Source organism: bacterium (assembly GCA_020440705.1).
GTDB lineage: Bacteria > Krumholzibacteriota > Krumholzibacteriia > LZORAL124-64-63 > LZORAL124-64-63 > JAGRNP01.
In genome coordinates this window covers 1-4218 of record JAGRNP010000200.1, presented here as the reverse complement: position 1 = coordinate 4218, position 4218 = coordinate 1, and the positions used below count along the sequence as shown (strand labels likewise).

The 4218-nt window shown below is 71.2% G+C and carries 2 protein-coding genes; one reads left to right on the top strand and one right to left on the bottom strand.

Going from position 1 to position 4218, the window contains the following annotated elements; genetic code table 11:
- Positions 1 to 239 precede the first annotated feature (239 nt).
- Complete coding sequence (locus KDM41_17460) at positions 240 to 1655, top strand: aspartate aminotransferase family protein (GenBank protein MCB1185211.1); 1416 nt, start codon at positions 240 to 242, stop codon at positions 1653 to 1655.
- Between the two features lie 19 nt (positions 1656 to 1674).
- On the opposite strand, the gene KDM41_17455 is transcribed toward KDM41_17460, so the two are convergent.
- Positions 1675 to 4170, bottom strand: a complete 2496-nt coding sequence (locus KDM41_17455) for a hypothetical protein (protein ID MCB1185210.1) — start codon at positions 4168 to 4170, stop codon at positions 1675 to 1677.
- Between the last annotated feature and the right edge of the window lie 48 nt (positions 4171 to 4218).

The following is a 4218-nucleotide window of genomic DNA, read 5'->3' as shown; positions in this document are numbered from 1 at the left end:
TGCCCCTGGCCGATTCCCCGGCCAAGCCCGCGGCGGCGAAACCCGCCGCACCGGCGCCCGAACCCGTCGGGGCCGGTGCGCCCGCGGGCGGTGGCAAGGGCGGCGACGGCGGCAGCGACGGCAACATCTTCATGCTGAACAAGCCGAAGAAGTAGGCGGCCCGCGCGAATTGGCGTACGATGCGTCCGGACCGGATCCCCGGTCCGGACGCCGCTTTCTTCCCCGCCTTTGGGAGCGCCATGAACGCCGCCGAATTCCGCCGCCACGGCCACGACCTCATCGACTGGATCGCCGACTACCTCGATCACGCCGACCGGCATCCGGTCCTGGCCCGCACCGCGCCGGGCGAGATCCGCGCCGCCCTGCCGGCGCAGGCACCCGAGGACGGCGAGGCCATGGCGGCCATCCTGGCCGACTTCCATCAGCTCATCGTGCCGGGCGTGACCCACTGGAACCATCCGCGCTTCTTCGCCTACTTCCCGGCCAACAACAGCGGCCCTTCGGTGCTCGGCGAGCTGCTCTCCGCGGGCCTCGGCATCAACGCCATGCTGTGGCAGACGAGCCCCGCGGCCACCGAGCTCGAGGAGACCGTGATGGAATGGCTGCGCCGGCTGGTGGGGCTGCCGGACGGCTTCCGCGGCGTGATCCAGGACACGGCCTCGACCGCCACCCTCTGCGCCCTGGTCTGCGCGCGGGAACGCGCCACCGGTCACGGCGTGAACGCCCGCGGCGCCGCGGCCGTCGACGGCGCCCTGCGGGTCTACGCCAGCCGCGAGGCCCACAGCTCGGTGGTCAAGGGCGCGCGCATCGCGGGCTTCGGCGACGAGAACGTCGTGCTGGTCGACATCGACGCGAACCGCGCCATGGATCCGGCCGATCTCGCGGCGAGGATCACCGTCGACCGCGCCGCGGGCCACCGGCCGTGCGCCGTTGTGGCGACGGTCGGCACCACCGGCTGCACCGCCGTCGACCCCCTGCCGGTGATCGGGCCCGTGGCCCGGGCCAACGACTGCTGGCTGCACGTGGACGCGGCCCTGGCGGGCACGGCGGCGGTGCTGCCGGAGAAGCGCTGGATCCTCGACGGGATCGCGGCCGCCGACTCGCTGGTCTTCAACCCCCACAAGTGGATGTTCACCAACTTCGACTGCTCGGCCTACTTCGTGCGCGACCCGGAGCACCTCGAGCGCACCATGGCCATCCACCCGGAATACCTGAAGACCGGGCGCGACCGCGAGGTGACCAACTACATGGACTGGGGCGTGCAGCTCGGGCGGCGCTTCCGGGCGCTGAAGCTGTGGTTCGTGCTGCGGAACTTCGGCGCGCGGCGCATCCGGGAGATGGTGGCGGCGCACATCGCGCTGGCGGCGGAGTTCGCGGGTTGGGTCGATGCCGCGCCGGACTGGGACCGCCTGGCGCCCGTGCCCCTGAATACGGTGTGCTTCCGCCACCATCCGGCGGGAATGGATGACGAGGAGGCCCTCGCCGCCCACAACGCCGACCTGCTCGCCCGCGTGAACGCGGCCGGCCGCATCTACCTCACGCACACCAGGCTCGACGAGGTGTACACCCTGCGCCTGGCCGTGGGCCAGACGCAGACGCGGCGCGAGCACGTGGTCGAGGCGTGGGAGGAATTGCGGCGGGCGGCCGGCGCCTGAGACGGGCCGCCCGCGCGGATTACTTGAGCAGCAGGATCTTGCGGGCGTCGACCTCGCCGCCCGGCGTCGTCAGGCGCACGTAGTAGGCGCCGCTCGCCGCCGGCGCCCCCTGCCGATCGCGGCCGTCCCACACCACTGCGTGGCGGCCCGCCGGATACTCCGCGGCCGCGAGTTCCCGCACGAGTCGCCCCATCACGTCGTAGACCCGCACACCGACCCGCCCGGGCGCGGCCAGCTCGAAGCGGATCTCCGTGCGCGGATTGAAGGGGTTGGGCACGTTGGGCAGCAGGCCGGTCGCGAAGGTGGCGGCCGCAGGCGTGTCGTCCACCGCGCTGAGCGGATCGACCAGGTGCATCGTTCCGATGGCCAGCCCGCCGGACGCGGGGGCCATGGCCACCGCCGCGGCCCCAGGCGCGCCGGGCGTCCAGGTCGGCAAGCCGGGCAGCGCCGAGTCGGCCAGGCCGCGCACCGAGACCACGGCCGTGGTCACCGCCGGATCGAGCACCAGCACCTGGGCCTGGGCCAGCACGATGTCCGACGCCGACGGCAGGGGCGACCCCAGCACCGTGATCGCGAACTCGTCCGGCGCCGAGGCCGCGTCGAAGGCCGACCCCGCCGGGACCACGTTGATCAGGCTGGCCCCGGCCGAGGTCTCCAGCCGGCATGACCAGCCGGCAACTCCCCCGGACTCGCTCGGGTTGCGCAGCACCAGCCACGCCGGCACCACCTGCGGCGCGAGGGGCACCGTGGTGTCCGGCGCGGCGAAGCCCGGGTCGAAGTAGAGGCCGAGACGGTTCTCGTCGAAGCCGAAGGGGTGCACGGGCGGCGCCACCACGTCGAGGTCGATGCCCATCTCGTAGTCGATCACGATCCGTGCGTCGACCTGCGCGTACTCCGTGGCGATGTACTGGACGCCGTACGTGAGATAGCCCCCGCGGGCGAGCTTGTCCGGCACGCTGACCAGTTTCAGGCGCGGGTCGGTGGGGATCAGTTCGAGGGGGATGCTGGTGTTGCCGACGTTCTCCACCGAGAACACCCCGACCACCGTGTCGCCCACCGCCGCCGGCGGCAGCACCAGGGTCGCAGGCCACACCTCGAGCGCCGGATAGTCGACCAGCCCGCGCCCCTTGACGGGAATGGCGGGCAGTCCGGGCCCCAGTTCCAGGAACGCCTCGTGCAGTTCGGTGTCCGGCGCCGTGAACTGGATGGGGATCAGGGTGGAGCCATTGGGCGAGACCAGTTCCGGCGTGTAGTTCACGACGGTGAACGGCGCCGAGTCCCCGCTCCAGACCGGCGTGGGCGTGAAGCTCACGGTGCCGGTGTTCGAGACCCGGACCGAGGTCGTGTACGAGGACTCGCCCTCGAGCGCCGATTGGCGCAGGGTGTCGGGGTAGATGCTCACGCCCATGACGCCGTCGATCCCGTAGGCCGTGGCCGACAGGGCGAACAGTCCGCCGTAGTCGATGGTCCAGGCGTGCGGCTCGTAGTCGGAGGGTATGTACTCGAGATCGACGAACGCGGTGAAGTCCGGGGGCAGCGCGGTGATCGCGTCCGCCACGAGAGGTGTGCCGTCGCCGCTCACGACGCCCGCGACCGTTTCGGTGTAGTCGCCCACGTTGGTGACGTAGACCCGCTCGCGGCCGAGCCCGCCCACTGCCACGCCGCCGAAGTCGACCGATGTCGCCGCGGGGTTCAGGGCGTGGATGGGCGTGCGGGCGACGCCCTGCACCGGCTGGAACTCGCCGCCGCCGAGGGGCAGGTTGCAGGCGTAGTCGCCCACACTGGTAGGCGCGAATTCGATGCTGAAGGACTCGGTCTGGCCGCCGGGCCGGATGTACACCAGGGTGCTCCCGGCGAAGGGGATGATCCGGAACGGGCCGCAGGGATCGAAAAGGCCGGCGGTGTCGAAGAAGAACGGGCCGTCGCCGTTGTTGCGCACGCTGACGTTGCCCAGCACCGCTTCCCGGTTGACGCCGCGCGGCGCGAACAGGTAGGGCGTGACCAGCAGATCGGGCTCACCCGCATTCACCCACCCGGCGTAGATGTCGTAGCTCACCCCGAAGGGCCCCGCGAGGTCGTAGCCGAGCCCCGACTCGCGGATCAGCTCGCCGCTGTACAGCAGCACGTCCACGCGGCCGGAATCCGTCACCGCGAAATGGAACGTGGCGATCTCGTTGGACACACCCGGCACCAGGTTGAAGGTGGCGGATGACTGCAGTTCCCAGTTGGCGGGCGCCACCTCGACGACGTCACCATAGGGGCTGAGCACCTGCACCACGTCGCCACCGAGCGCATTGAACTTGAAGTCGATCCGAGTCACGAGGGTCGACGGGTTCGGGTTGTCCAGCAGGAGGCGCCCGGTCAGGACCCCGGGCACTGGAGAGGTCGCCATGAACTCGTTGCCGGACGAACCCCAGGCCAGCCGCAGGACGTTGTCCCGCGCCGTGGCGGGCCCGGCAGTGGAGATGGCGATCAGGACGCAGAGAGTGGCGAGGCGCAGCGAACGAGTCGACATGAGGTCCCCCTTGACCCGGGCGAAGCGAGTCCGTAGCTACAGACATGA